Source organism: Rania fehmarnensis (genome assembly GCF_056494185.1).
In genome coordinates this window covers 4,165,130-4,191,517 of record NZ_CM151398.1, presented here as the reverse complement: position 1 = coordinate 4,191,517, position 26,388 = coordinate 4,165,130, and the positions used below count along the sequence as shown (strand labels likewise).

Below are 26,388 nucleotides of genomic sequence, written 5' to 3'. Positions count from 1 at the left end.
CCTACACTCTGGGCGTTACGCTAGTCAGCGTCTCGGAGAGACGCTGCTACGTGTTCCACGTAGTCGAGTCTCTCCGAGACTCGCACACGAAATGCTTGACGCATTCCGCTACGAGTAGCGCTACGTTTATGCGATCAGCGACTGATAGAAATTGCGGGTAAATTGCTGATAGCTGTCATTGTTGAATGGATCTTCGACGGGTGGCTCGTTGTAGTCGATCAAGGGTGGAATAGTATCAATGTCGATCGGCTGCCAGGAGAATTCATTGTTGACATTGGGATCGGGCGTTTGAGTAGGATCGCTGGGACGCGGCCCTTGATCATCGCTCAACACATCGACGCGCAAATTGAATGGAGTCGGTGCAGATGCGCCGCTGCCGGCTCGCACACGCTGGGTGGCGCGCAAGAAGTAGGAACCGGCGCTCAGCCATACGTATTGCGTCTGCGTTGATCTGGGTTTAACCGCCAGAACCAATTCGATGTCGCCGGTTCGCGCGTTGTAGATGGTCAACTGCACTCCTGCGGTGGCTGTCAGGCTGGCGATGCCTAGGTCGAAACGCATCAGCTGCGTTTTGAGGACGTTCAGCTGAGACACATGTTCGGTGGTGGCACTGACCGTTGAGCTATAGAGAGTGGTTAGTTGATCGACTGGGTCAGTAGCGAAGTCGATCGTAACTGCATAGTTGCCAGCTGCCACAGCCGAACCGGAGGCGGAGCGTACAAAGAGCACATAGTTGCGAAGGGCACCTGGTGCGTTCATCACTAGAGTCATGCCGCCGTCGGCTTTGCGAGTGGCTCGTGCTCCCATGCGATCTCCGACACTATTCAACACGTAGGCTTCGATATCCGGATTATCCAACCCTAGCGTATCGATTGAAATCGTCATCGTTGGACTGGCAAACTGTGGAGTTTGAAAACTCCATACGTCGCGATCCGTACGCTCGGAAAGAGCCGATGTCACTTCATAGCGAGACCTGGCCAGGTAACCGGCGGGAGTTGGTAACGGGCGAGCTGTGGCTAGCGTGTCGTTTGCGCCGCGTTCGGTATCCAACAGACCGGCTTGCGCAAACAGCTGATCTACTGAGATGAAGTCGACAACTGGGTCGCTATCGATCGCATCGGCATCGTGCGGAGGTGGAATAATGCTCGGCTGTAGCGAAGGATCACGATAGTCTAGTTCCAAGCGGTAGTCGCCAATCGCAAAGACGTCGCTGGTGTTGCGCAGGACGCGTACATACAGCAAGGGATGATCTCGCAGCGAGCCAATCTCCAGCTGCAAGTTATTCTCAAAAATACTGTCGGCTTTAGCGTCTGAGATCACATTGCCGTGACGATCGAGAACCTCCAAGCGGGCTTTGAGCAGGCTGATGCCAGCAGCCATTAATCGTACGGTTACTTTCTCCTGGTTGCGCAGTGGAGTAAAGCGATAAACGTCCACATCCGCTTGAGTATTCAAACTGCCTGATACGGACAAAGGCACATTGATGTTGTAGCCAAGAGGTGTCGCAATGGGAGTTGCAGAGACCAAAGCATTGTTGGACCTTGGTTCGTAGATATCGCGGCGTACTCCTCCGTACAACTGCCGGATAGCTGCGATATCTGAAGTGGTTAATCGGCCACGCGGTACAGAGTAGGTTCCGTTCATCACCGTGCCGGGGGTCGTCGTATCGGCCAGTCCCAGCGCATTGCCGGCTTCATGCAACAAGACTGAAAAGAGTTCGACCGCGGGTCCATCTTCGTTGGGTGGTGGCACAGTTATGCCGCTGCTGGAGTTCCAATCGCCGAGAAAGTAATTGACATCGGTGTTCAAGAGCACATCGCCACTCCACGTGCCGCTAAGCGGGTCGAAGGGAGCAGCGTTGGCGAGTGTGGCACCTTGAGGGAATGCACCGACTCGAATTTCGCCGAAGCGCGGATCAGCATTGGTCAAACCCACAGTACCGAAATCGTCGCCGCGATCGGGAACCAAACCCACGTTGATGTTGGACATAGTCGACCAGGTTTGAAAGGCGCGCAAGACTTCGTATTGCCACTGCAATCGGTCGGTGACTTGATCAAACCGCTCGCGAATCGAGTTCGGAAAGGCTCCGATGGATGCACTATCTGTGGGAAAGCTGACGGACAGACTGCGCGCGTCGGGCCAGGGCACGCCAAAGGTCGCCATCAAATCGCGTCGTTCTAGCGATTCAATTTGGAGAGTGCAACGGCGAGTTCTAGGTTTGCGTTTCATCGGGCGGTCTCCAATGTTGAGGGTGAATTGCGGGATATGTTGGGTTACCAATACTATTTCTGCTCGAGAAGTCGCGCCAGTTCGATCAGTTCTTCGAACTTGGGATCCTCGCGCAGCGGATCAAGATCTTTGTCACTGGCCAAGATGTCGTGTCCGTACCCTTGTTGCAGAGCGCGCATCAAAAATCGCAAAGCCTCGACGCGCAAGACTGGTTTGAAGTTAGTCAGTTGCGCATAAGCACAACCAACTTGATACACAGTGGCCGGTAGAGGCTTGGAGAAGTGTTGCTGGATGTAAGCGATATCGGCCTGAGCCAACTCTAGCCGACCGGCTCGCGCATGCAAGACGCAACGACCGGCTCGGGCCTCTTGATGATCAGGCTGAAGCTTGACCACCTGGTCCAGCGCTTCAAGTGAAGCAGTCTCGTCATGGAGGTATTCCGATTGCACGAAGGCGATGTTCTGCCAGGCACTAACGGAAGTAGGATCAATGCGCAGGGCGTGCTGGAGGTCTTCGAGCGCTGGCTGCGGTTCACGAGCAGCTCGGGCCAATGCACGCGATATCCAGTCGGCTGCGGAGATTGGCGTTCGCTCCATGGCTGAGCGCATAGCTGATTGAGCTTGCTGAGCGTTGCCCGCTTTCCGATGAATTCGCGATTTAATGAACCACAAGCGTGTCGACTCTTCAGCGTAACTTAGGGCTCGATCGATATCCGCCAAGGCCTCATCCAGCTTATTGAGTCGTTCGTGAATCAACGCACGCTGAACGTAGACACTAGCTGTATCGGGGCGAATCGCGATGGCGCGATCGCAATCCTCTTTGGCCTTCTGCCAATCGTTGGCGGCCATGGAGGCTTGTGCTCGCTGAAGATAGGCGGTTTGACAATTGGGGGCATGCTGAATGGCCAATGTAAAGGCCAGCTGCGCGCTTTCCGCTTCGCTCAACTGCAACTGCGCCGCTCCTGTGGTCAACCAGAACAACAGACGTTGTTGCTGGGTCGTTTCGACATACTTCAACCAGTTGAGCGCCTCTTGAGGTTTGCCGGCAGACAAAGCGACGCGTGCCAACAGAATGAACTCAGTTGGACGGTAAGCAACTTCAGTGGTAGAGAAAGAACTCGGAGCTTCGACCAGGCTCAATTCAGGCAGTGAGGCTTTGTTCAAAAAGTTCAATAAACGACTGGATTGAGCATACTCTGGGTATCGCTGGCCGGCCTGGAGAAGTTGATCCAGCAGAGCCGTGGCCTGCTGGTCACCCACGCGGCGTTCATTCAGAAGTAGCGCGGCCGTTATGCAGCTGTCGAACTCCGCTTGACGAGTTTGTTGTAATTCTGCGTTTGTCAGATACTTAGCGGCGTTTGTCGATGTTTCGAGCGTTGACTGCGTTAAGTGGATTAACGCTGATGGTAACTGCGTCGTTGGGCCTTGGTCCAAAATCGCAGGCACGATCTGCTCCAACGCCTGCAGATGGCTATTCATCGCGCTCAGGGCGCTGAAGCGCTCAGCCCGATTCCAGGCGGCCAAGGCCACGGAGGCAATGGCCACACACATGGCGACGGCCAGAATTGACACACTGGTTAAGGAGAAAGCGCGTGGATAGCGACGAGTAAGTTTGGCGAAGCGCGAAGATAAGGACTCGCGAGCATACACCAGCGGTCGGTGATTCAATTGAGCGTCGAGGTCTTCGTGCAGCTGCTGGGCTGTGGAATACCGTTGTTCAGGTTCAAAGGCCAGGCACTTGGCCAGGATAGCGCGATAGCCTGGAGCGATGGCCAGCTTGTCCAGCTGAGGGCGCCGCGATTTGCGGACGTCGATAGCGCTCTGCAGATCGCATTCGGCTGTAGTCAGCGCAACCGGATAAGCCAACTCGCCGCTTAACGTTTCAACCAGCACCAATCCCAACGCATAAACGTCAGCCGTAAACGAGATGGTCACTTCGCGTCCCATCAACGAGGCCAATTGCTCAGGTGCCATATAAGGTAAGGTGCCGCCCACGTAACGCAGTTGGTCGGCATCGGTCTGACGCGAAAGGTTGAAATCGATCAAAGCTGGTTCGCCATCGTTGCGGATCAAGATATTCGCAGGTTTGATATCTCCGTGAACGATGCGCCGCGCATGGGCATGTGCTAAAGCAGCCGAAAGTCGATGGGCGAGCCACAAGGACAACTGAGCATTATTGAATTGACTAAGCTTGTCCAGCAAACTGCGCGCGGGTGTGCTGTTGCGCGGTGGCGACGGCGGAACGCTGGAGCCGTCGGTAGTTCCAGCTTCGGTCGATGAATCGGAAGTTACTGTCTCGCTGCGCAGCTCAGCTTGTCGATTGTCGACCGTGTCGATCAAGCTGCGACCATCGCGCTGAACGCTGCTGCTGGTTCGACTTGGCTGGCCGGATGGGGCATCGACTGGGTGACTGGTCGATTGGTTCTTGGCTGCTGCCAACCAATCTGCCAGGGTGGCCGCGCCCGAGTACGGCATGCATAGGACGCTATAGGGACCGATGCGGTGCATGGAATACAGCGGCACAACACCAGTATGTTGCAGTTGAGCCAGGTGATGAGCTTCGCCAAGCGTGCGCCGCGTGACTTTAATCGCTACGTATCTGGAACTGAGCGAAGTCTGGGTAGCCAAGAATACGCGACTGAACGTACCGCTACCCAGTTCGCAGATGATGGTAAAGTCACCGAAGGTCGAACCTACTTCGGGCTCGATCACTGACTGCGAAGTCGCGCTGATCTCGGGCTGGTCCTTCAGGTCTTGGTACCAGGCTTCGCCGGTGACTTCGGGCATCCAAGACCAGCGAGATTGAAAGCATGTCAGGCCCCGAGAACGCCGTGCTCGAAAATCTTCGAACGCGATTTCCATCGCGGCCCGACTGTGTTTTCGCAAGACGGGGAATTGACGGAAGTACTGGCTCAGGTCAACCGGTTCATCGGCTTGATAACGACGGTCAATGTCAGCTCGCACGATTTCGCTCAGCGCGACCGCTTCGTTTTCGAAGCCGGATTCTTGTGCAATTTGCTGCAAGGCTGCGCCGGTGGGATCCCAACGCTGCTCGAACTGATCGAGCCATTGATTGATGAGCGTATCGTTGGGCGCTGCCGCCGTGCCTGTTGAGCCAGGCAAGCGGAACAGAGAATCATGAGGATTACTCATCGACCTCTCCCATCTCCAGTTCGGTGGCCAGTCTCTGTCGAGCATGTTGCAAGAGCCGCTCGATCGTACGCCGTGACTTGCTGAGCCGCTGGGCGATCTCTTCAACACTAAAGCCTTGAACCCGCAGCAGTACTACCTCGCGTTCGCTGGGCTCGAGACATTCGATGGCTTCAGCGATCGCGACTTCGATCTCGCGCATACTCGGGCGATCCGAGGCACTGGAATCGGCCTCTTCTATCAAACTCTCCGTTCGACGTGCATCGCGCATCCCGGCGGCGTGTCGCCTGCCGCTGCTGCGGACCTTGTTGACGGCGATGACGGCCATCAGATGCCAGAGCGAGCCACCGTCCGGAGCGTCGTATCCACCGGCACTCATTCCCCGAAATATGCTCTTGAAGACGCTTTGCACAATATCCTCAGGGTCGGTTCGCAGTTGCAGATATTCGGCCATCTGTCCACGGACCAGGCCGAAGACGCGAGCGGCATATCGCTCGTAGAGCTGGCGGGCGGCACCTTCGTCGCCAGAACGAATCTGAATCACTAAACTTTTATCACTTCCCGACATGTCATCCGCTCCAACCACTGAGAAGCTTTGGCGTGCTTCTCTGTTATAGTAGACCGTCTAGGCCCTTATGGGTGATTCGAATCAACCAAGAAGTGCTAAGATGGCGATCGGAAGGTTTTCCGATCGCCACCCGCCAACAAAATCCTCGGTCAATTCGCCCTCGAGCGCGAATGACGGGATCGTTGCTCTACCGCGTAATGTTCTCAAATCCCTTGATTTCTTTCTTACTGCCGCCAGTGATGCCCAAGTCGCTGAGGCTATCCCGGCCATCGCCGCCTTCGAAGACAGCATCGCTACCGGCCGCGACGGCTTGACCACTGACGCGATCATTGCCCACGTCGACATTAACGTTGATGTTTTTGTCGGCGATCATGTTGACCAGGCTGACCACATCGGTGCCTGGGCCAGTGAAGATGCCGATGTCTTCATCGGCCATAAAATCCGTGACGGTAATAACATCGTCGCCTAGATCTGCGGAGATATCCAAGCCTCGAGCCATCGCGCCTTCGATCGTCACTCGATCATTGCCGGCTTTGGTTTCAATCGAAATGCCGTCCAGCACAATAGTTTCGCTGACGGTCACAACGTCGTTGGTCAAGTCGGAGATGATGGTCAGATTCTTGCCACCTTGCAGACCGACAACTTCCGCGGTCAAGCTGCCGATACCGCCGTCGATATATGTGTCTTGACCGACGGTGGCATCGATGACGCGGACTACATCTGTGCCGGCTTCGCCTTCGATCGCCAAGTTGGCACCCACCGTAATCGGGCCAGAAGTTGTGACTCGATCGTTGCCTGCGCCCAGGTTGATGAAGAAGTCGTTGTTGATATCCAGTCCCCGCATGGTCACAACATCGTTACCGCCTTCCAACCGCAGATCAACAGCGTTCAGAGCGACTCGACGCAGCGTCACCGAGGCTCGACCATTGACCGTCGTGGCGGTGCCCGCGGTGACGAAGATGTCTCCGACGGCAGTCTGTACAAGGGAAATCGTGTCCGCCGTGCTGCTGCCGCGAATCTTCAGTAGCGAACCTTCCAGCGTGACTTGAACATTGCCCGCCCACGCGGAAGCGGCGAGGGCTGTGCATCCCAGAGCGAATCCGGAGCCTTGCAGCAGTAGACGAGTGACTTGTTTAACGAATCGACGCATGACTGGAACCCTCACAAAAATGGTGTGTTTCACAAGCCTCAGTGGTTGAGGTACACCAGGTAAAGGTCGCCGGGCTTTCGCCGCCCGCCAAAAATTTTTTGATCCCAATCCAAGATTCACCATCCGCCTGGAATTCGAGGTGATATGTTTTTGCCAGTCTCAAAATTCGCTTCGGGAACTGAGTTTATGTTGATGCCGCAATTGGTTGTTGGAATCGCTGGTGGCTCGGGATCGGGAAAGAGCACCGCGGTCGAGCGGTTGCTGGCGGGGCCGCATGGGGCTTCGATTTCGCTCATGCCACATGATGCCTACTACTACAGCTTTGACCGTTTGCCGCAGACTGCCGACGGTCAGCGGAATTGGGATCATCCCGAGGCGTTGGAAACTGCGCTCTACGTGCAGCACGTTGAGCAGTTGCTCAGCGGCCAGTCGGTCGATCGCCCCGTTTATGATTTCGCGGGTCATTGTCGTTCGTCACAGACGGTGCGAGTCGAGCCGCGGCCGATCTTGATTTTGGAAGGCATTCTGCTGTTGGCGATCCCCGAGATTCGCAACCTGATCGACTTGAAGGTGTTCATCGAAACGCCGTCGGATCTTCGCCTGCTGCGTCGCACGGTGCGTGACTTGGAAGAGCGTGGCCGCGATCCCCGCTCGATCGCTCTGCAGTATGAAACCACCGTGCGGCCGATGCACGAGTTGTACGTCGAACCCAGTCGATATTATGCCGACGTCTGGATCCCGTGGATGAAAGAAAACACCGTCGCCTTGGAGTTGATTGAAGCGCGGCTTTGCAGTGCGGTGCCCGCGGCACCGCTTTGATGTAAGCGTTGACTGCTTTGGAGTGCGGTGCCCGAGGCACCGCTTTGATGTAGGCGTTGACTTTTCCGCAGCCTGCATGACCAACGGTTCTAGCAGGCTGCGGCGCAGTTAGATTAGGACATCAAAGCTGCGGCTCTGGCCACAGCACCCCAAAAGGGCCACAGCACTCAAAAGGTGGGACAACGCGGCCGAGTACGCGACTAAAACACGGATTGCGGCAGTTTGTCCGACCGCCGCATTTAGGATCTCAGCAATAAGCGATTACGGGAAACAAAGCAAGCGTAAACACCTAAATTAATTTGCAGAAATTATTGACTTCTATTAACGCAACGTGCTATCATGCCGCGGCAATCCATGCAGTGGTAAGGTGGGCGCATCTTCCCTAGGTGGAAGGTAGTTCCATTCCTTGCTTACGTTTTATTCATGAGCTGTTGTCTAGTGGGCGGCTCTGGAGTCTTTTCTTCAAAAGGGTTGGATCGTGAAAGTTCGACGTAGTGGTTTTACCTTGGTCGAGTTGCTGGTGGTCATTGCGATCATCGGTATTCTGGTTGGTCTATTGCTTCCAGCGGTTCAAGCCGCCCGCGAAGCTGCCCGGCGCATGTCGTGCACCAACAATGAAAAGCAGTTGGCGCTGGCTGTGCACATGCACCATGACACTTTCAAGAAGTTTCCTTATGGGATCCTTCGCAATGACGGTCTGTTTCCGCACCCAGACTTGGGTAAAGCAGGTACACCACCTCCCCAAAATCGTCGCTATCCATTGATGTTCCAGTTGTTGCCCTTTATTGAGCAAACGGCTCTGTACAACTGGTATGACCAATTCGATTTCAATCGCAATCGTCGCGACAAAGACAATCCGACTAGCGACTGGGTTGGCAATTGGTTTCTTAAGCAGACCGTGCCGACCATGGTATGCCCATCGAACCCAGGCAGTTTGTGGAACGAGTCGGCCGATGGTTCGTCTACCGGGTTTTACTTCCGTGGCCATTACTACGGCTGTGCAGGTACACGCTCGTACCCACGCGTTGACACTTCCAATTCGCGGCCATGCCTTTACAACCCGTTTGCGCCTGCGGTGACAGCCACTTTCGTAGCGGGCGGCCAAAAGGCAGACGGTTTGTTCACTCGTTGCATTCGCTACGGTATGTCCGATGCAATCGACGGTACTAGCAACACGATCATGTTGGGCGAGCGTCGCTTTGAAGACCGAGTGTTCGATTCCAGCCCTATCATCGACGACCGGATTCGCGACTGGGGTTGGTTGTGGTTTGGTGGTGAAGGCGATGCTAATCTTGGTACGAGCGTGCCGATCAACTTCGTACTGCCAGCCAACTTTGATACCCTCGGCGGCGGCGTCCAGCAACTGCTGTTCGAAGACCGCATCAATTCGTTCGGCAGCATGCACCCAGGCGGAGCCAACTTCGCTCTGGCCGACGGTTCGGTGACCTTCATCTCGCAATCGGTCTCGCCCATTGTCTTCCGCTCGCTCGGAACCCGTGCTGGTGGTGAAGTTAACGGCGAATATTAATCGTTCGGATGAAGGCCGGATTCACTCTTGCAAAGTGAATTCGAAACCAGGTTTGTTCACACTTCGCTGAGCCCGTTATGGGCTCGGCGAATCTTTTTTAGTGCCTGGCGTGGCCTTATCGAGCGACGACGGGCGTCAATGCGGCATTCACTTACGCGTATCTGGATTATTGGATCACTAAATTGCGCAGAGTAAAAGCATTTGTTGGGCTGATGTTGACAATGATCGCCTTCGCTGGCTGCGGTGGCGGTCCAAAGATCGCCCCCGTTGAAGGCACTGTCACTCTTGACGGCAAGCCGTTAGACAAAATCATGGTTGAATTTTGGCCGATCGGAGAAGGGCCACGCTCCTTTGCCGAAACGGATGCCCAAGGACACTACGCCTTGAAAACAGACGACGGCAAGCACGCGGGTGCGGTTCTCGGCAATCACAAGGTAACTCTGAAAGACGCAGCGGTTTTAGGTGAGAAGTTTATGGGGCGAAAGGCAGAGACCATGGACATTACCGAAGGTCGCAAGCCGCGCATCGCGGGCATCTACAACAATACCGACAAGACTCCGTTTAGTCACAAAGTTGAATCGAGCAACAACAAGTTCGATTTCCAAGTCAAAGCGAAGTAGCTGCCTTGCTTGTCAATTGAGGGGTCAGTCCTGGCCGTGAATTGGTGTTTCCGTTCACGGCTGGGTTGTCCCTTCTATTGCTCTATTGATTTTCATCGCTAAATTGCACAAAGTCGGTGTGCAGCGCGACCCCCTGGCGGTCGTCCATCGTTATCTAGAGGCCACGGCAGAGCTTAGTCATCGCTACCGCCATGTTCTCGGTTAGAAGGTTGGCAACGATGGTCTGAGTCGACCCATTGGTCCGCGTTTGTCAGGTTGCATCGCTGTTCACTGTCTGCAAATACGGTTTCAGTTCACAAAAATCAAGCATCTGCTATGTCTAATTTTGCTACTACGCCTACGACTGCCAAGCCAGCTGGATCGATTCCCACTTCGGCCTCAACTCGCCTGGCATCGCTTGACCAGTTTCGTGGATACACGGTCATCGGCATGCTGCTGGTCAATTACTTCGGTGGTTACTTGGTCTGCCCGCAGATCTGGAAGCATACACATGATTACTGCAGCTACGCCGATACGATCATGCCGCAGTTCTTGTTTGCGGTGGGTTTTTCGTTGCGACTGACCATTGGTCGCAAGCTGCAAGCGCAGGGCCTGAGCGCGGCGCTCGACTGGCGCATCTTGCGTCGCTTGTTGGGATTGGTTTTAGTATCGATCGTTGTGTACAACGTGTCCGCGCGAGCGCCGAACTGGGAAGCGCTGAAAGAACTCGGAGCTTGGGGCGCCCTGTATGAACCGTTGAAACGCTCGTGGTTTCAAACACTGATGCATATTGCGGTGACCTCGCTGTGGCTGCTGCCAGTGATCGCTCTTGGAGCGCGAGCCCGAATGCTGTGGATGTTGGGCTCGGCCCTGGCTCATGTGCTGCTTTCGTATTGGTTCAATTTCGAGTGGTGCAACACCAATCCAAATGCCGTCGATGGTGGTCCCCTGGGCTTTCTGACGTGGTGCGTTCCAGCCATCGTCGGCACTCTGGCCTGCGATATGTTTGTCGACGGGATCGCCAAGACGGGCAATTGGCAAGCGGCCATGGGCAAAGCGTTTCTAGGCGGCACGGCGCTTATGGCAGTTGCGTGGCTCATGTCATGCGGTACTCGGCTGTACGATGTCCCGCCCAACCAGGTCAGTTTGGATTATGAAGACGAGATAAAGCAACTGGAAACTCAGATTACCGAACTCAAGAAAGCCGAACAGCGCGATCAAGCGATAGATCCTAAATTGGATGAACTGAACAAACAGTTAAACGCGCTTAAAACCCAAAAGCTTGCCGCCCACCCAGTTTGGCCCAGCCAACAGCAGTTAGCTGCCAAGCGGGCCATGAGTGAAGGTTGGCAGAGCTACCTGGCTGAACCGCCATTTGTTAAACCGCCCGACCAGACGCAACGCAAATGGAATTACTGGATGATGAGCCAGAGAGCCGGTACGCTTTCCTATCCCACCTTCGCGGCCGGCTTGGCACTGGTGCTCTTTGCGCTGTTCTACCTGTTTTGCGATAGGCTAGGATGGCAGTTGTCAGTCTTCCGCACCTTCGGAACCAACGCGCTCCTTGCGTATATCCTGCACAGCATGGTCGGCGAAGCCGTCCAACCATTTTTTCCCAAGGATTCACCCTACTGGTATGCCTATACCGGATTAGCATTGTTCTACCTGATCAATTGGCTGTTTTTACGCAGTCTGGAAAAGCAAGGGATCTTTGTCCGCGTGTGACTGTGGCATAGGCTTGCGTGTGGCATAGGCTTCCAGCCTGTGAACATGTGGCATAGGCTTCTAGCCTGTGAACATGTGGCATAGGCTTCCAGCCTGTGTTAACTGGTTTTTGTAATCTAAAAGCACGTTTGACTGGTTGGGAAAAGATACTCCATGGGACTGGGATTTAAGGTCTTAGTACACAGGCTGGAAGCCTATACCACATTGGGCCCACATGATTGAGCGAGTATGAACGCAAACTTGAATCCGCCGGTCGCAGCGCAGAAATCAATCCGCATGGTCTCGTTGGACCAGTTTCGCGGTTATAGCGTGGCGGCCATGTTCATTGTGAACTTCATCGGTGGCTTGGCTGTTACTCATCAAGTACTGAAGCACAACAACACGCACTTCAGTTATGCCGATTCGATTATGCCCAGCTTCTTGATGATCTGCGGTTTGACATACCGCATGAGTTATCTGAAGCGGATCACGCAAATTGGTGTGGGCGCCGCTAACAAGTCGATCATCCGTCGCAGCCTGGCCCTTATTTGGCTGTCGCTGATGCTGACCGCGTTTAATGCGAACTTCGGGTCATGGGACAAGATGACAGGTGCGGCAGTATTGAATTGGTTTGCCGAACTGATCAAAGCCAATATGTGGGAAGTGTTAGCAATAATCGGCGCGGTTCAGATCTTGACCCTGCCGATCATCGGCAAGAGTTTTCGAGTGCGCTTGTGGACGGTCATCGGTCTGGGGATGCTGCACATCTTTTTCTCGTGGTCATTCAATGCTGATTTTGTATACGGCCGGCCCAATTGGCTGAATGCCTACTTTGGAGCCGGATCCAAACGTGCATGGGATGGTGGGCTGTTTGGATTGATGTCCTGGGCCGAGATCATGCTGATCGGCTCGCTAGCCTACGATGTGTTGCAACGAAGCTCGCTCATGTCGGCTGCGCGCACGTTGGCCCTGGCTGGACTTGGATTGATGATCGGCGGATATGGCATGTCGTGTCTGACACGTTTGTACGATGTCAGCTACGCAGCCCAGCATGGACAAGTCGAACGTTTAATGGACGACAGCGGATTCGCCAAGTCGCCAGTGCTACCCGATCTGTCTCAAATTCAAGAACGTCCTTGGCACGAGTTGCTGGCCGAACCGCCCTTTGTTCCACCGCCACCAGCTACCGAGCGAGCCATCAACTATTGGCGAATGGACAAACGCTTCGTCACCCAGTCCTTCGTGCTTTTCAGCAGTGGCTTTGCGGTAGCGCTGTTGGGTCTGTTTGTACTGGCCTGTGATGTACAGGGCAGAAGTCTGGGGCTGTTTCGCACCTTTGGGCAGAATCCGTTAGCTGCTTACATTATCCATCACTTGGTGGCCGTCGCCTTCTTGTCAGTGGTCCCCAAAGATTCACCGCTGCTACTGGTGCTGTTGGGTTTAGTGATGTACTTCGGCACCACCTACTTTTTCGTCCGCTTTCTAGAACAGCGGCAGTTGTTTTTACGGCTCTAAGCCGAAGGCGTTAGCCTCGGTTGCAACTAAGCCGATGGCGTTAGCCTCGGTTGTTGAACATTCAGCATAGTTGATGCCGAGGCGTCGCCCGTATTTGATCGACGCAGGCGGAGCCTGCAACGCAATCGGTTACCAGGCAGCGCCTGGTAACCAGGTACATTCAGAGCGGGTGCGGAGCGGCTGGGGACAGCCGCTCTACTGCTAGCGGTCGAGGTTCATGACTTTGGTCCAGGCGGCTACGAAGTCGTGGACGAACTTGGTTTGTCCGTCTGAGCTGCCGTAGACTTCCGCGATGGCTCGCAGTTGCGAGTTAGAGCCGAAGACCAAATCGACGCGCGTGCCAGTCCATTTCACTTCGCCAGTTTTGCGGTCTTTACCTTCGAATACTTGTTCGTCAGTGTCGGCCTTTTGCCACTGGGTGTTCAAGTCCAACAAGTTGACGAAGTAATCGTTGGTCAGTGCCAGTGGCCGTTTGGTGAACACGCCATATTTGGTGTGGCCATGATTGGCACCCAGAACTCGCAAACCACCGACCAAGACCGTCATCTCAGGTGCAGACAGCTTGAGCAAGTGCGCGCGATCGACCAGCAGCGCTTCGGGCGAGTTCGATATGCCTTCGCTCAGGTAGTTGCGGAAGCCATCGGCTTTGGGCTCCATCACGGCGAACGATTCGACATCGGTCATCTCTGGCGTTGCATCGGTGCGGCCTGGCGTAAACGGTACCTGAACGGCCACTCCAGCGGCTTTGGCAGCAGCTTCAACACCAGCACAACCGCCCAGGACGATCAAGTCGGCCATAGAAATCTTCTTTCCACCGCTTTGAACGCTGGGGCTGCGATTGAATTCTTGCTGAAGCTTCTCATAAGCCTTCAACACCTTGGCCAACTCGGCTGGTTGGTTGACAGCCCAATCCTTCTGCGGTGCCAGGCGAATACGAGCACCGTTGGCTCCACCACGGTTGTCGGTACCACGGAAAGTAGCCGCTGAAGCCCAGGCGGTGCTTACCAGTTCGGGCACCGTCAAACCACTGGCCAGAATTCGGGCTTTCAAGTTGGCGACATCTTGAGCACTAGCCAACGCATGGTCGAGCTTAGGTACAGGATCTTGCCAAATTTGAGCTGGTGGAACTAATGGTCCCAAGCAGCGTGAAACCGGTCCCATGTCGCGATGTGTGAGCTTGTACCAGGCTTTGGCAAAGGCGGCCTCGAACTCCTTGGGGTTCTCGTGGAAACGCTTGGAGATCTTGGCATACTCGGGATCCATCTTCAGCGCCAGGTCGGTGGTGAACATCATGGGCGCGTGCGATTTGGATTTATCATGAGCATCGGGGACGGTCCCCTTGGCTGAATCTTCCTTAGGTGTCCATTGCCATGCGCCCGCTGGGCTCTTGATCTGTTCCCATTCAAAACCGAACAGATTGTCAAAGTAGCCATTGGACCATTGGGTAGGTGTGGAGGTCCATGCGCCTTCCAGTCCGCTGGTAATCGTATCGCCCGCGTTACCTTTGCCGAAGGTGTTCTTCCAACCCAGGCCTTGTTCTTCGATGCCGGCGCCTTCTGGTTCGCGACCAACGTTGTTTTGCGGACTGGCTGCACCGTGAGCCTTGCCGAATGTATGACCACCAGCGATCAAGGCAACCGTCTCTTCATCATTCATCGCCATGCGTGCGAAGGTTTCGCGAATGTCTTTCGCGGCAGCTAGTGGATCTGGTTTTCCATTGGGACCTTCGGGATTAACATAGATCAAACCCATTTGCACGGCAGCCAAGGGATTTTCGAGCTGTCGCTCACCGCTGTAACGCTTGTCCCCCAGCCATTCTGTTTCAGGGCCCCAGTAAATATCTTCCTGTGGTTCCCAGACATCTTCGCGGCCACCAGCGAATCCGAATGTCTTGAAGCCCATCGACTCCAAAGCGACATTGCCGGTCAGTACCATCAAGTCGGCCCAAGATAATTTGTTGCCATACTTTTGTTTGATCGGCCACAACAGGCGGCGGGCCTTGTCGAGATTGGCGTTATCAGGCCAGCTGTTTAGAGGTGCGAAACGTTGCGTGCCGTAACGCGCACCACCACGACCATCCGACACGCGATAAGTACCAGCGCTGTGCCAGGCCATACGAATGAACAAAGGACCATAGTGACCGTAATCGGCTGGCCACCAGTCCTGCGAACTAGTCATTAACTGGGCGATGTCTTTTTTGACCGCGCTTAAGTCGAGTTTCTTGAATTCGTCGGCATACTTGAAGTTTGGACCCATCGGATTGCCCATCGGTGAATTCTGATGCAGAATTCGCAAGTTCAATTGATTGGGCCACCAATCCATCGTGGAGTAGTTGGTCGAGCCCTTCATTTCAGCGGCAGGCTCAGGGGTGGCCGTGGGCGTGTTGACGGCAGTCAGAGTTTGCACAGCGCCGGTAATAGGACAGCGAGTGCCTGGTGGCAAGCCAGCGCCATGCGGCGATACTTTCGCAGGTTGCTCAGGCTCTTGAGCCATGGCCAGGTTACTGGTCGAAGTGGGACATCCCAGCGCCAGCGCTATGAGCCACGCGACCTTTCGACGACTTGAAGTTCTACTCATCGTTCCTTCTCCTTGCATGGGGTAACAAAAAACCGAACAACCGAACAAATTAGCCCGGGCGGATTTTAAGTACCGCAAGTATCGCATCTAGCTAGACATGCGTCCAATGCATTATTTGCATAACTTTGATGCGTAGAACGCATAGCTCGTAGAGCGGCTGTCCCCAGCCGCTCAGCACCTGCTAACCAAATTCTCTACCGACCATTGGTCTCCCGGTTGGGCGAAGGCTCCTGCTGAGCCGAACACTGCCTGAAAGAACGGTTGGGCAGACAGATGAGAAAATGTAGAGCAGCTGTCCCCGGCCGCTCAGCACCCTCTAACCAAATTCACTACCGACCAATGAAAAGAACATTGGAACAATGCCGAAGGTAGCCGACTTGCCGGGTGCTTAGCGGCTGGGGACAGCCGCTCTACACCCCCCGGGTTCCTCCTCCCTGAAACGCCGAGCGACTTCTACAACGTGAGTTAACCGTTAATCCACTCGACGACCTTTTGAGTTGTGAGAGCTTTGCCTTGTGGCGCTTGCAGGTTGTGGTCGACATCTTCGAGAGTGACGAACCGCCCGCTGCCTGCTTGCCGTTTGTTGGCAATATCAGCGATCCATTGATGCTGATCGGCCGAGGTGACTATATCCGCGTCGCCCCATAATGCTAACACCCTGCCATCAAATGAGTCCCAAGCAGCTGGGATATTCGACTTACCAAGCTGCTGAAAGAATTTGTAGTGGATGCCGGAGAAGTATTCGCCATCGACCCAATTTTGATCGACCCATTCGGTTAAGTCTGCTTGTCGGTTGGCGATTTCGTCAGGTGACAGACCTTCGTAAATCAAGTAGTGCCAACCGGCGGACTGTTGCACCACGATCTGCTCAATCTGTCCCGGCCCCACGCCAGCCAACCGCAACTGTCGGCGAGTAGTGGACTGCAGATACTCTTGCCAATTTAGTGAGAGACATCCGAAAACCGCGATTCCAGCTACAGGCACCTGGTTGGCAACTAGTGGAGCTTGTAATCCGCCGGCACTGAAGCCCAGCAGATAAACTTCGTCGCTATTAATGCGCGGAGATAGTTTGAGTGCTTGCGCGGCGGCGATGTAACCGGCTACCACGGACTGGAAGTCAGCATCACGGGCGGGGCCCCCTTGGCTGTCGCCACATCCGGGCCGATCAACTCGCATGACGGCCAAGCCTGCATCGGTTAATGCGTGGGCGATTTGTTTCATTCCGAGCGGATCGGCCGTTGGATGTTCGACAAACCCCAGTCCCAGACCTGCCAACAGCAGCACCGCTTTATGTTTGTCAGCACCTTTAGGTATGGTCAAGACCGTACGTAGCTTGCCAACTTTTGTGTTGACGAATGAATATTCGATGTCAAATTTGGACGAGGTTTCTTGCGGCAACGGTTGCAGTTGAGCATTGATTGTTCGCTCACCCTCAGCACGTTGCAACTTGATAGGTAGTTCGCCGCCGGCTCGCAGTTGACCGATTTGTTCGACAAAGTTCGGGATGTCGTCCAATTCGGATTCGCCTAACTTGAGCAGTACATCACCTGCTTGGAGCCCCGCCGTACTGGCCACTGAATCTGGCAAGACCGACACGACCTCAACTCCGCGCGTATTCTTCAGCTTCAAGCGTGTCTGAGCTTCGTCGCTAACCGGCTTTACTTGAACACCCAGCGAAATGCGCCGCGGCAACGCGTCTTGCGCCTGCACTGGCAAAAGATGAGTTGCCACGGCTAAGAGCACAAAACAGCCAACGTGAGTAGTACTTCGCATCATCGACTCGATTACTCGGGGTGTCAGTGGGAGATTAGAATCTGTGTACGCCCATATGGTTGCCGAAGTTTACCGAGTGTTGCTGACAAATTGGAATTGGTACGCGATGAGACTAAACAGATCACTAGCTTGCGTGTGGCTCGCGGTTAGCATTTTCGTTTCGACAGTTCAGTCCACCGAGCCTACGCAGTTGATTTCGGTAGCTGATTATCCTTCCGTTCAAGCAGCCCTGGATGCCAATCCTGGCAAGGTTGTTTACGTTCCCTCCGGCGAGTATCTGATCGCAGATAAGGTTCGGATCACGAGCGATAACTCTGGACTGGTTGGACCCGGTACGATCATTCAGCAGAACTCCGGCGCACCTATAATTGAAATCGAGGGTGTGGCCGGCGCTGAATTGCGTGACCTGACGTTAACCAGGCTCGAGGGTCAGCAAGAGACGACATGCGAAGCGGTACTGGCGATTAAAGCTCGCGAACTCGTACTGCAGGGACTAAAGGTCAAAGAGAATCGCACACGTTCCGCCGCGATTTCCGTGCGCAACAGCAGCGGAGCGCGCATATGCGAGTGTAATATTCGTGACTACATGCGCGTCTCGATCGATGATCGGACCGCCGATGCCAATTGGGGATACGCGTTCAATTGCACCGATGGAACCGGGATCAGCGTCGTGAGTTCCCAAGGTACTCTCATCGCCAATAACCAGATTGTCGAAACCACCTTTCGGGCGACACCTGAGATCAAGGAGAAATACAAGCTGGGGCAATGGGTCAAGCAGAATCCGACCAAAGGCAAGCTAATGGCTCAGCAGGTATGGGATGCAGCCTACTCTGATAACTGGCAACAAGGGTCGGCCATTGTGGTGACCGCGCCGGAAGAAAGCGATTTGACGCGTATACTCGGCAACCACATCGACAGTGCAGCCCAAGGGATTGACTTGCACTGCGATCATGCAATTGTCACTGGCAACCTGGTGGTCAATTCGTTCATCGGCATGAAAGCCATGCATGGCTCGCGCAACGTACTGATCGCGAACAATCAATTCGTTAGAAACTCGCTGTGGGCGATTGGACTGATGCCAGGCGTGGCATCGCACTCTGGCAATACCGATGGCGGCTCGATCATTTCGGCAAACATCATTTCCGATTTCGGTGAAGGCGACGCCGCTTGGATGTGGGGAACCGATCGAGCTCCGCTGCGATTTGATCATGGGCAAGAACCCACCGATCCGCCCCTGACCGATGTTCTGATCCAAGGCAATCTGATCAGCAGCCGAGGCGCCCCCAAGTATCGCTTTGCGGTAATCATCGAAGGCGAACCGAATGCTCCGCGCGGCCTGCGATTTGCCAACAATATCTTTCCAGCTGGTACCGAGTCGATCAGCAATAGCCCAGCGTTTAAATCAGATAATTGACCATCACAATACAAACGGACATAGGAGCCCAACACCGCCGATGTAGAGCGGCTGTCCCCAGCCGCTCAGCACCCTCTAACCAAATTCTCTACCGGCCGCTGGCCCGGGAGGGCGAAGGTCCTCCTGAGCCAAACACCGCTCTGAAGCACGGACATAGTTCCGGGGGAAAGTGATGCATCAGCGAAGGTTTGTCTGAGCCCAGCGGTTTGGGTCACCGGGACGTTGTCCCGGTCACTCGGTCGGTCGAGGATTGGGTTAGAGGGTGCTGAGCGGCTGGGGACAGCCGCTCTACATAGACGGTGTTGGGCTCAGGAGGACCTTCGCCCTTCCGGGACTATGCGATAGAATCACTGGCCATCGTTGCTGCACATGTAAAACACTATTAGATAGGCGATGGCCGTGGCCAAGATCTTAGTTTTGTATCATTCCAATTCTGGTAATACTCGACGCATGGCGGAGCTGGTGGCCGAAGGTGCCCAGCAACTAAGCGATACTGAGGTTCGGTTGAGAGAAATCTCCGAAGCGGACCATACGGACTTGCATTGGTGCGATGGGATTGCGCTGGGTTCGCCCACCAACTATGGCACGGTCAGCTGGCAAATGAAGAAATGGTGGGACGAGCAACCCATCGACAATTGGGGGCAACGCGATGGGCGCATCGGCTGCGTATTCAGTTCCGGTGGTGCTTGGGGTGGCGGTCAAGAATGGACATGCATGACGCTGATGGCTATCCTGATCAACTACGGCTTCCTGGTATTTGGGCTGACCGACTACACGGGCGTCAAGTTCTCTGCGCATTATGGTGCCGTACTGGCTGGACCACCTGCCGATGATGCACAGGAACTAGCCTGCCGTCGCTTGGGATTGCGTTTGGCCGAGTGGAGCGCGAACATGATTCAAGGTCGCGCGGATGCTCATCCACTCAAGCAAACCTATCCGCGTTTTGAGCATCGAGGCGAATAACCATCGTCTAGTTCATCACCGTTTTGCCGTCGGCTGCCGCCTCGACCAGCCACGCCCTGCCCACTCCCCTAGCAATACGATAACAGCTAGTACAAGCACCGCTGGTAAGGCTCTCCAGCCGACGAACAGCAAGCCTATGGAAGAATTGGCGTCACGATGAAGATAAAAGACATCTGTGTAAACATGCAGGAACCAAGCGCCATAGGCCAGCGAGCCTAAACATAGTAGTGCCTGGCACCAGACCGAGCGGCAGATCCACATCGGCAAAAGCAGTGCGATCATTGGACCGAAGACAAACGGCACGAAAAACAAGCCGAAGAAGAAGGCTTTCGAGTGAAGGCAGATTAGAACAGTGCCAGCCAAGATAACGGCTGCACCACAATAAAATGCAATCGGAAAGTTGTAGCGCATTGGGCCGGCTGTCGGTCCAGCGGATGTACGCTCAGTCTCGTTGGCTTCGTATGGATTCACGGTACTCCTCCAACGCTGTAGATATCGTCCCAGGCGTTAGGGCTCTCGATCTGTAGTGTACCGTTATCACGAAAGCCATGCTCGAAATGCTTGACGCATTCCGCTACGGCTTACGCAGCGTATCTTAGTAGCAGGTTGTCGGTCAACGTGGGGGCTAGCCGGCTGAGCCACACAAGGGCTTTGCCGCCAGGGGAAAGGATGAGTTCTCGTTTACCTTGGCGAATTGCGCTGAGGATATTCTTGGCTACGGCTTCCGCGGTCATCATGCCAAAGCTAGGGCTGCGTTCGGTTGGCTCGGTATCTAACAGCGACTCAAAGAATTCGCTTTTGGTAGTGCTGGGTGAGACCGTGATCAGGTCGATACCGGTCGGCTTGAGCTCCAGGCGTAGCGATTCGCTCCAACCGCGCAGAGCAAACTTGGCAGCGCAGTATTCGCTCTTGCGTGGGACGCCGCGATGAGCCAGCACGGAACTGACGATGCAGACGGCCGGCGAGGAGCCTTGGTGCAAAAGTGGCAAGGCCAAGCGGGTGAGTTCAGTCACGGCAAAAAAGTCGACTTCGAAGATTCGTCGCAATCGTTCGGGACTGGCCTTTTCGAACGGACCCACCGCGCCAATGCCCGCATTGTTGATAACTAAATCCAGGCCGCCCAACTGTTCATGAGCAGTCTTTATCAAAGCTTCACGGTGGCCGGGATCGGCCACATCTCCGGGGACAGCGATCAAGCGGCGCAGCGGATTGCCGACGGCCAATCGCAATTGTCGCAAACGTTCATTGCGCCGCGAGGTTACAACTACATATGCGCCCTGATTAACCAGCTTGGTCGCCAGGTACCAGCCTATGCCGCTGCTGCCACCGGTTAATAAAACTCTTTTGCCAGCTAAATCGCGTTTGCACACAATCAGTCTCACTCCTTTGCGCCCCAGTTAACATCGATCACAGAGCCCTTAGGCATTCGGCTCCCGGTACGAGTGGCATGGCTGGCGGCACGGGCCAGTATATTGGTCCACGCTGTGCTCTGTGCCGCGGCCTATGGTCACGGTCCGCAGAGACTTGCCAAGCTATCCACATTACCAGATCGACAAGGCTTACCATCGGTTATTGCGGGCTGGGAAAGTTGGAACGGGTCAAAGAATTCGCTTTGGGACGTTTGAAACTCCTTTTTGCAAATATCCAATAGAGGGGGAAAAGCCTCTCTGCCGGGTTGACAAACGCTTCAGGTTGGATAGCTTATTGACCAGTTTTCGCAGATACCCCATACCGTTTAATCGGCAATCTTCAGCAGCTGGCCAATCCAACTGCTCCCGAACAAGTCGGGCTTGGAGGAAGCACTGCTGGCTGCGGAAGGGTTGCGAGTAGATAGGGCCAGCGACGGTCGCTCCCTATTGGTTCTGGTTGGGAACCAAAAAAGCTTTGGGTTACTTTTGGAGGGTTTTCCATGAGTCGAGTTTTCGTAACGGGCATCGCAAGTTTTGCCCTCCTGCTATGTGCAGGTCTGATGTTGGACACGCAAGCACAAGCTGGTCGTCGCGGTTGCGGCGGCGGCGGCGGTTTGCTGGCACATGCCAAGAAGGATTGCGGTGGCGGTGGTTTGTTCGCTCACCACAAGAAGGAATGTGGCGGTGGTTTGCTGGCTCGCCTGCATGCCAAGAAGAATGATTGCTGCGGCGCTCCTGCACCAGCATGCGCTCCTGCTTGCGAACCAGTTTGTGCACCTGTATGTGCACCAGCACCTGTTTGTGCACCAGCTTGCGCACCAGCTCCTAGCTGCGGATGTGAAGTTGCAGCTCCTAGCTGCGGCGGATGCGAAGTTGCAGCACCTAGCTGCGGCGGTTGCTCGGCTCCAGCTCCTAGCTGTGGCGGATGCGGCGAAGTTGTTAGCAGTGGTTGTGGCAGCTGCGGTACCGCAGTTGTTAGCACCGGCTGCAGCAGCTGTGGTGGCGGCGAAGTGATGAGCGCCGGTTGCAGCAGCTGCGGTGGCAGTGTTGTAACTAGCGGTTGCACCAACTGCAGCAGCACCATGGACAGCGGCGCGATCAGCGTCGAAGCTGGTTCGCCATCGAGCGCTCCAGTTATCAATGCACCTGCCGAAGCAGCAGCACCTGCAGCTCCAGCAGCACCTGCTACCCCAGAACCACCTAAGGCTTAATTTTAAATAGCCAAAGGTGTTTCGCTGACGCTTGGGCAAATGCCCAGTGTTGATTACACTCGAAGCCGAGTTGGTCGAACGATCATCTCGGCTTTTTTTGTTTTACGGACATGTGCCTATGCAGCCAACGCTTAGACCCTGGTTAAGCCTCTGGGTGACCATTCACTTCGTCATCCTAGCGCTCGGCTTGCTCAGCAATAACGGCGGAAGTCAATTGATGACGCGCATGGGCCGAGTCGTGTCTCCGTACGCTGTGGCACTGCACCAGGACTACGGCAATCTGCCGCTGGCGATGACCACCGGCGAAGAGCTCGATCAGCAATGCCGTTTGGAAGTGCGCCTGCAGGGTGAAGCACCTGAACAATGGCAAGCAGTGACAATTGGTACGGGTTCATCTCTAGAGTTCGTCGATCAACGGGCCATCAATTTCGGACACATGCTGTCCATTGTGGGGCAAGACAAGAACGAAGAAGTACTGACCCTGATTTTTGATCAGGTTGCTCAGCAATATGCTCAATCCGAGCTACCCATCGATGCGATTCGACTGCGCAGGATAGCGGCTTATGACTACGACCAGGCGATTTTAGAAAGTGCTGGGGAATTGCCACCGGGAACTGTTGACGATCGCACTATCTTTGAATGCTCAATCATCCAGATGCCTGGTGGTACCCATCGATTGTTGCCAGTCTTAGACAAAGTGCGACGCGCACAAGTTGCAGGAGCGGGCAATTGAAGAAGCAAACCAAAGGAACGGGAAAGGACAAACTGCACTCACAGGCTGCAGCGAGCGTTGTCGAATCTGGCGCTCGGTCAGCCAGCGCTCCAGTCTCCGCGCGGCTTTCCAGTTGGGATGAGTTTTGGTTTGGTGACAGCTCACCTGCCCGCCTGGCGCAAGCACGCGTTGGCGTATGCCTGGTAGCAGCCGTTTACTTGGCGGCCATCGCCAGCATGTCAGAATCTTGGTGGGGGGCGTCAGGTTGGCATGCAGCCGACTTGAGTCGCAAACTAGCCGTGACCAGTGAAGGAACCTGGCCAGCCCGCTTTCGCATCTCGCCTTTGTGGCTGACCTCGGCATCATGGCCGATCAGCATCTGGTGCCTGCTAGGCGTCGTCACCAGCCTGATGGCCGTGTTTAACCTGGCCACACGCGTCATGCTGGCCCTGAGTATGTTGTGCGTGCTCTTTCTGGCGCAGCGTTTGACCTGGAGCACCGGCGCCCTGGAACCCTTGTTGGTGGCTCTGCTGGGATACCTGGCCATTTGCGATTGGCGTCAAGATAATCACTGGACGCACACCTTCAGTGGTCGTCTGATTCAAGTCCATCTGTGGTTGGTTATCGCAACTGCCTTGGTATCGCAGTTATCCTTCACAGCCTGGTGGCGTGGCGTGGCTGCCTGGTGGTTAGCCAGTACAGGACATAGCCACCTGCTGAGCACCAGTCTGCTCGAAGGACATATCCTGCTCGTCAACATGATTACACATGGTATCACTCTTGCCAGCGCTGCGGCAGTTTATGGGCTCTGGCCAATACTTTATCCATCAAGTATTTGGCGACGTCGCATCGGAGTCATTGCAGGCTGGGCGTTGGCGCTCAGTTATGCAGTGCTGGCCGATCAGACGCTGTACGGAATTTTGCTGGCCGTCGGCGTATCGGCATTTTGGCCGAATCGAAAACTTTATTATTGAAGTACTTAGTTTTCAAGCGGTAGCGTGCACGCAAAGATGCGGATAGGCAAGTGTTGATCGTGTAAGTCGACCAGCTCTTCACGGCAATGCCAGCCATGCTCGCGAATCCAGACACCAAACCGATCGCCGGTATGGCGCTGCGGTTCGCTTAACAACCAAATACCATCCGAGTCCAGGTGCGCTCGGGCGCACTTCTCGAGTTGTGGAAAGTGATTGGGGTCGTAGACCAAGTCGGAACTGAGGATGATTGGAAAGGGTGGCACGCTCAGTTGCTGATCACCCCAGCGCAAACGCTGCAGGGTGATGCGCTGGCGGCAGAGCCAGCCATTTAGTCGCGCGACCAACAAGGCGATATCGACTGTGTCAGTGATCGTCACCTGTGCTCCACGCAACGCCGCCCCCACACCTGCTCGGCCTGAACCGGCTCCTAACTCCAGCACGCGTCGGCCCGCCACTTCGAGCTTGGATAGATACCGATCTAGCCCATAAGCGGCTCGCCAGTCGGCAGACCAGAACGGATCGATGTCAGTGGAAGGCAAAGGCGATTGGCCGACCGCTTCTTCGAGCAATGGTTCAGCATCAATGGGCTTGTACCATCGCAGGTTTTGACCGGCCAGTGTTATCTGCTCGGTGCGCAGCGGCAGGAACAGGCTGATTGCATCTGCCAATTCACTTTCACTGAGCGCACTCAGATCGTTGCGTTGGATTAGCTCCGCCGCAGCTTGGGCGATACTTAGCGCGTGGACACGTCCAATGTCGGCCGACATATTTGCCTATCAACTATTTGCCAATCAACCTGGAACGCTGATGAGTGCTTTATCGCTGATATCTTTGCGACACCATCCGCCCGACCAACGCACCTTTTGCACGGCTGTGTAGGCTTGCAGTTTCGCCGCGGAGATCGTGTTCCCCATCGCGGTAACCCCTAACACGCGGCCACCATCGGTCAGCACGGTGTCACCATCCAGACGCGTTCCAGCGTGAAACACTTTAACGTCGTCGAGTTCATCGGCGGCATCGATGCCGGTGATGGGCCGGCCTTTTTCGTAATCGCCGGGATAACCTTGACTGGCCATCACCACGCAGATCGAGGGCCGTGGATCGCACTCTGGTGGCTCCAGTTCACCCAACCGCTGATCCACCGTGGCTTCCAGCAGATCAACGATATCGGATTTGAGCCGCATGAGCAGCGGTTGGCATTCGGGATCGCCAAACCGTACGTTGTACTCGAGAACTTTAGGGCCCGTGGGTGTTAGCATCAAACCTGCATACAGCACACCGCGAAATGGTTTGCGATTGCGTTTCATGGCGTGCACTGTAGGCACCAGCACATGCTCTTCGATCCACGCCATCATGGCATCATCCACGATCGGGGTAGGGCAATACGCGCCCATGCCACCAGTGTTAGGCCCCGTGTCGCCATCGAACGCAGGTTTGTGATCTTGCGCCGGAGGTAGTGGAATGATCGTTTGACCGTCGGTGATGGCCAGCACGCTGGCTTCTTGACCTTCGAGTTTTTCTTCGATGATGATTTGATTGCCGGCCTTGCCGAATTCACGACGGCGTGAGATGCGATCGATGGCTTCTAGAGCATCATCGCGACGTTTGCAGACAACGACGCCTTTACCGGCAGCCAAGCCATCGGCCTTGACGACCACTGGGCAACGATCGCGCTCGCCTGGAAAGCGCCCTTTGATAAAGCGCATGGCATCATCAGGATCGCGAAACACTTGGAAGTCAGCCGTCGGCACGTCTGCTTGACGCAGCAAGCTCTTGCAGAACACTTTGCTGCTTTCCAGTTGAGCGGATGCCTGCGTGGGTCCGAAGATCCGCAGGTTCTCCGCTTGAAAAGCATCGACCACGCCCAGAGCCAACGGGGCTTCGGGACCAACGACCGTCAAGTCGATCTTTTCTTCTTTGGCAAACTTTACCAGACCAGCGATATCATCAGCTTGGATCGGCACATTTTCGGCATCGCGCGCGGTACCCGCATTGCCGGGTGCGACAAAAACCCGCTTGGCTCTAGGGCTCTGTTTAATTTTCCAAGCCAGAGCGTGTTCTCGGCCGCCATTGCCAATGATCAAGATCTTCATA

At 55.1% G+C, this 26,388-nt stretch carries 20 protein-coding genes; 10 read left to right on the top strand and 10 right to left on the bottom strand.

Annotated elements, in window-relative coordinates; translation table 11 throughout:
• Positions 1-126: 126 nt before the first annotated feature.
• The 4 genes from SH573x_RS14025 to SH573x_RS14010 form a co-directional block, all read right to left on the bottom strand.
• Positions 127-2,229, bottom strand: a complete 2,103-nt coding sequence (locus SH573x_RS14025; protein ID WP_479356002.1) for a matrixin family metalloprotease — start codon at positions 2,227-2,229, stop codon at positions 127-129.
• Positions 2,230-2,282: 53 nt separating this feature from the next.
• Positions 2,283-5,381 carry a protein kinase domain-containing protein gene (locus tag SH573x_RS14020; RefSeq protein WP_479356001.1) on the bottom strand — a complete coding sequence of 1,033 codons (3,099 nt, stop codon included), beginning with the start codon at positions 5,379-5,381 and terminating at the stop codon, positions 2,283-2,285.
• Positions 5,374-5,946 carry an RNA polymerase sigma factor gene (locus SH573x_RS14015; protein ID WP_479356000.1) on the bottom strand — a complete coding sequence of 191 codons (573 nt, stop codon included), beginning with the start codon at positions 5,944-5,946 and terminating at the stop codon, positions 5,374-5,376. Before SH573x_RS14015 ends, SH573x_RS14020 begins: the two co-directional genes overlap by 8 nt.
• A gap of 187 nt (positions 5,947-6,133) precedes the next feature.
• Positions 6,134-7,096 (bottom strand): hypothetical protein, encoded by a 963-nt coding sequence (locus SH573x_RS14010; protein WP_479355998.1) that lies wholly within the window; start codon positions 7,094-7,096, stop codon positions 6,134-6,136.
• A gap of 186 nt (positions 7,097-7,282) precedes the next feature.
• On the opposite strand from SH573x_RS14010, the gene udk reads away from it, so the two are divergent.
• The 5 genes from udk to SH573x_RS13985 all read left to right on the top strand — a co-directional run bounded on the left by udk (position 7,283) and on the right by SH573x_RS13985 (position 13,261).
• Entirely contained in the window at positions 7,283-7,915 is a 633-nt protein-coding gene (gene udk, locus SH573x_RS14005; protein WP_479355997.1) for a uridine kinase, read from the top strand.
• A 478-nt stretch (positions 7,916-8,393) separates the two neighbouring features.
• Entirely contained in the window at positions 8,394-9,443 is a 1,050-nt protein-coding gene (locus SH573x_RS14000) for a DUF1559 family PulG-like putative transporter (protein ID WP_479355996.1), read from the top strand.
• A gap of 212 nt (positions 9,444-9,655) precedes the next feature.
• Positions 9,656-10,063 (top strand): transthyretin-like family protein, encoded by a 408-nt coding sequence (locus SH573x_RS13995; RefSeq protein WP_479355994.1) that lies wholly within the window; start codon positions 9,656-9,658, stop codon positions 10,061-10,063.
• A 315-nt stretch (positions 10,064-10,378) separates the two neighbouring features.
• Positions 10,379-11,767, top strand: coding sequence for a hypothetical protein (locus SH573x_RS13990; protein ID WP_479355992.1), 1,389 nt, complete (start codon positions 10,379-10,381; stop codon positions 11,765-11,767).
• Between the two features lie 228 nt (positions 11,768-11,995).
• Entirely contained in the window at positions 11,996-13,261 is a 1,266-nt protein-coding gene (locus SH573x_RS13985; protein WP_479355991.1) for a hypothetical protein, read from the top strand.
• 201 nt (positions 13,262-13,462) lie between these two features.
• On the opposite strand, the gene katG is transcribed toward SH573x_RS13985, so the two are convergent.
• Complete coding sequence (gene katG, locus SH573x_RS13980; protein WP_479355990.1) at positions 13,463-15,838, bottom strand: catalase/peroxidase HPI; 2,376 nt, start codon at positions 15,836-15,838, stop codon at positions 13,463-13,465.
• Positions 15,839-16,303: 465 nt separating this feature from the next.
• Positions 16,304-17,614: an alpha/beta fold hydrolase gene (locus SH573x_RS13975; RefSeq protein WP_479355989.1), complete on the bottom strand. Its 1,311-nt coding sequence runs from the start codon at positions 17,612-17,614 to the stop codon at positions 16,304-16,306.
• A gap of 103 nt (positions 17,615-17,717) precedes the next feature.
• Between SH573x_RS13975 and SH573x_RS13970 the strand changes: the two genes are divergently transcribed.
• Together SH573x_RS13970 and SH573x_RS13965 are read left to right on the top strand one after the other, a co-directional pair.
• A complete protein-coding gene (locus SH573x_RS13970) occupies positions 17,718-19,025 on the top strand; it encodes a right-handed parallel beta-helix repeat-containing protein (protein WP_479355987.1) in 1,308 nt (435 codons plus the stop codon).
• A gap of 399 nt (positions 19,026-19,424) precedes the next feature.
• Positions 19,425-19,988, top strand: a complete 564-nt coding sequence (locus SH573x_RS13965) for a flavodoxin family protein (protein WP_479355986.1) — start codon at positions 19,425-19,427, stop codon at positions 19,986-19,988.
• A gap of 15 nt (positions 19,989-20,003) precedes the next feature.
• On the opposite strand, the gene SH573x_RS13960 is transcribed toward SH573x_RS13965, so the two are convergent.
• Entirely contained in the window at positions 20,004-20,459 is a 456-nt protein-coding gene (locus tag SH573x_RS13960) for a hypothetical protein (protein ID WP_479355984.1), read from the bottom strand.
• 110 nt (positions 20,460-20,569) lie between these two features.
• Positions 20,570-21,358, bottom strand: a complete 789-nt coding sequence (locus SH573x_RS13955) for an SDR family NAD(P)-dependent oxidoreductase (protein WP_479355982.1) — start codon at positions 21,356-21,358, stop codon at positions 20,570-20,572.
• Positions 21,359-21,897: 539 nt separating this feature from the next.
• Here SH573x_RS13955 and SH573x_RS13950 point away from each other — a divergent pair.
• The 3 genes from SH573x_RS13950 (at position 21,898) to SH573x_RS13940 (ending at position 24,294) form a co-directional block, all read left to right on the top strand.
• Positions 21,898-22,608, top strand: coding sequence for a hypothetical protein (locus tag SH573x_RS13950; RefSeq protein ID WP_479355980.1), 711 nt, complete (start codon positions 21,898-21,900; stop codon positions 22,606-22,608).
• Between the two features lie 118 nt (positions 22,609-22,726).
• On the top strand, positions 22,727-23,341 hold the full coding sequence (locus SH573x_RS13945) for a DUF1905 domain-containing protein (RefSeq protein WP_479355978.1): 615 nt from the start codon (positions 22,727-22,729) through the stop codon (positions 23,339-23,341).
• A complete protein-coding gene (locus SH573x_RS13940; protein WP_479355976.1) occupies positions 23,338-24,294 on the top strand; it encodes a hypothetical protein in 957 nt (318 codons plus the stop codon). The genes SH573x_RS13945 and SH573x_RS13940 overlap by 4 nt, the downstream gene beginning before the upstream one ends.
• A 5-nt stretch (positions 24,295-24,299) precedes the next feature.
• Here SH573x_RS13940 and SH573x_RS13935 read toward each other — a convergent pair whose 3' ends face one another.
• Both SH573x_RS13935 and purD read right to left on the bottom strand, forming a co-directional pair.
• Positions 24,300-25,061, bottom strand: a complete 762-nt coding sequence (locus SH573x_RS13935; protein WP_479355975.1) for a class I SAM-dependent methyltransferase — start codon at positions 25,059-25,061, stop codon at positions 24,300-24,302.
• Between the two features lie 24 nt (positions 25,062-25,085).
• Positions 25,086-26,387 carry a phosphoribosylamine--glycine ligase gene (gene purD, locus SH573x_RS13930; protein WP_479355973.1) on the bottom strand — a complete coding sequence of 434 codons (1,302 nt, stop codon included), beginning with the start codon at positions 26,385-26,387 and terminating at the stop codon, positions 25,086-25,088.
• Between the last annotated feature and the right edge of the window lies 1 nt (position 26,388).

Excerpts from the sequence above, each read along its gene's own strand:
- SH573x_RS14025 (WP_479356002.1), bottom strand. The coding sequence starts at position 2,229 with ATGAAACGCAAACCTAGAACTCGCCGTTGCACTCTCCAAATTGAATCG.
- SH573x_RS14020 (WP_479356001.1), bottom strand. The coding sequence starts at position 5,381 with ATGAGTAATCCTCATGATTCTCTGTTCCGCTTGCCTGGCTCAACAGGC.
- SH573x_RS14015 (WP_479356000.1), bottom strand. The coding sequence starts at position 5,946 with ATGTCGGGAAGTGATAAAAGTTTAGTGATTCAGATTCGTTCTGGCGAC.
- SH573x_RS14010 (WP_479355998.1), bottom strand. The coding sequence starts at position 7,096 with ATGCGTCGATTCGTTAAACAAGTCACTCGTCTACTGCTGCAAGGCTCC.
- udk (WP_479355997.1), top strand. The coding sequence starts at position 7,283 with ATGTTGATGCCGCAATTGGTTGTTGGAATCGCTGGTGGCTCGGGATCG.
- SH573x_RS13995 (WP_479355994.1), top strand. The coding sequence starts at position 9,656 with ATGTTGACAATGATCGCCTTCGCTGGCTGCGGTGGCGGTCCAAAGATC.
- SH573x_RS13990 (WP_479355992.1), top strand. The coding sequence starts at position 10,379 with ATGTCTAATTTTGCTACTACGCCTACGACTGCCAAGCCAGCTGGATCG.
- SH573x_RS13985 (WP_479355991.1), top strand. The coding sequence starts at position 11,996 with ATGAACGCAAACTTGAATCCGCCGGTCGCAGCGCAGAAATCAATCCGC.
- katG (WP_479355990.1), bottom strand. The coding sequence starts at position 15,838 with ATGAGTAGAACTTCAAGTCGTCGAAAGGTCGCGTGGCTCATAGCGCTG.
- SH573x_RS13975 (WP_479355989.1), bottom strand. The coding sequence starts at position 17,614 with ATGATGCGAAGTACTACTCACGTTGGCTGTTTTGTGCTCTTAGCCGTG.
- SH573x_RS13970 (WP_479355987.1), top strand. The coding sequence starts at position 17,718 with ATGAGACTAAACAGATCACTAGCTTGCGTGTGGCTCGCGGTTAGCATT.
- SH573x_RS13950 (WP_479355980.1), top strand. The coding sequence starts at position 21,898 with ATGAGTCGAGTTTTCGTAACGGGCATCGCAAGTTTTGCCCTCCTGCTA.
- SH573x_RS13945 (WP_479355978.1), top strand. The coding sequence starts at position 22,727 with ATGCAGCCAACGCTTAGACCCTGGTTAAGCCTCTGGGTGACCATTCAC.
- SH573x_RS13935 (WP_479355975.1), bottom strand. The coding sequence starts at position 25,061 with ATGTCGGCCGACATTGGACGTGTCCACGCGCTAAGTATCGCCCAAGCT.
- purD (WP_479355973.1), bottom strand. The coding sequence starts at position 26,387 with ATGAAGATCTTGATCATTGGCAATGGCGGCCGAGAACACGCTCTGGCT.